The organism is Paenibacillus sp. 598K, from assembly GCF_003851045.1.
GTDB lineage: Bacteria > Bacillota > Bacilli > Paenibacillales > Paenibacillaceae > Paenibacillus_D.
The window spans coordinates 81,286-81,980 of sequence record NZ_BFBX01000049.1 but is presented as its reverse complement, the minus strand read 5'-3'; the positions used below and the strand labels follow the sequence as shown (position 1 = coordinate 81,980).

The window sequence follows — 695 nt, the reverse complement described above, 5'->3', positions numbered from 1 at the left end:
GTCGAACAGCTGGCCGAGGATGTCGGCTACGGGCGTCTCCTGCCAGGGGAAGGCGGGGGCGTGCGTCAGGATGCCCGCCGGGCCGATCACGCCGGGCAAGCCGATGCCGATGCCTTGCAGCGTTGCGGCGTCGCGGCCATGCTTGGCGACCTCGCGCCTCAGCTCATTCAGGATGCCGCCCAGGAACGTCTCCGGGTCCGTCTGTGCATCCGAGCCAACTCGCCACTCCGAGAGGATCGTCCCGTCTTGCTCGGCGAGGATCATTAAGGTTTTGGTACCGCCGACATCTACGCCAGCGTATAGCGGGTTGGTGTGCTGCATGGCTGTTTCCTCCGTTCGATTATGCCTGTAAGAGCGTGCTGCGAATATAGGACATCGTGTCTGCGATTGCCGTCTGGACCGCTCCCGTCAGGACGGACTCTCGTCCCAGAGCGGCGCCGGCGAGCTGGGGCATGAGCGGGAGCCGCGTTGCCAGCTGTCGCTCAAGCCCGTGCAGGACTAGCGGCTGCTCGCCGATCCGGCCGCCGAGCATGAGGCGCTCGGGAGCGATGACCGTCGCGAGGCTGTGGACCGCGCCAGCCAGCTCCGCGACATAATCGGCCACGGCTTGCTCGGCTGCGGCCTCTCCCCGGGCGGCTCGGTCGAACAGCTGCTTCAGCGAGCGGTCAGCGGCAGGGGAGGTCAACGGCTGCTCG

2 protein-coding genes are annotated in these 695 nt (G+C 67.2%); both read right to left on the bottom strand.

Annotated features, from left to right (window positions below):
- A partial coding sequence (locus tag PA598K_RS15820; RefSeq protein WP_148091954.1) for an ROK family protein occupies positions 1–321 on the bottom strand: 321 nt, incomplete at its 3' end.
- A gap of 19 nt (positions 322–340) precedes the next feature.
- The coding region (locus PA598K_RS36230; protein ID WP_185602014.1) for an ROK family protein at positions 341–695 on the bottom strand (355 nt) is incomplete at its 5' end.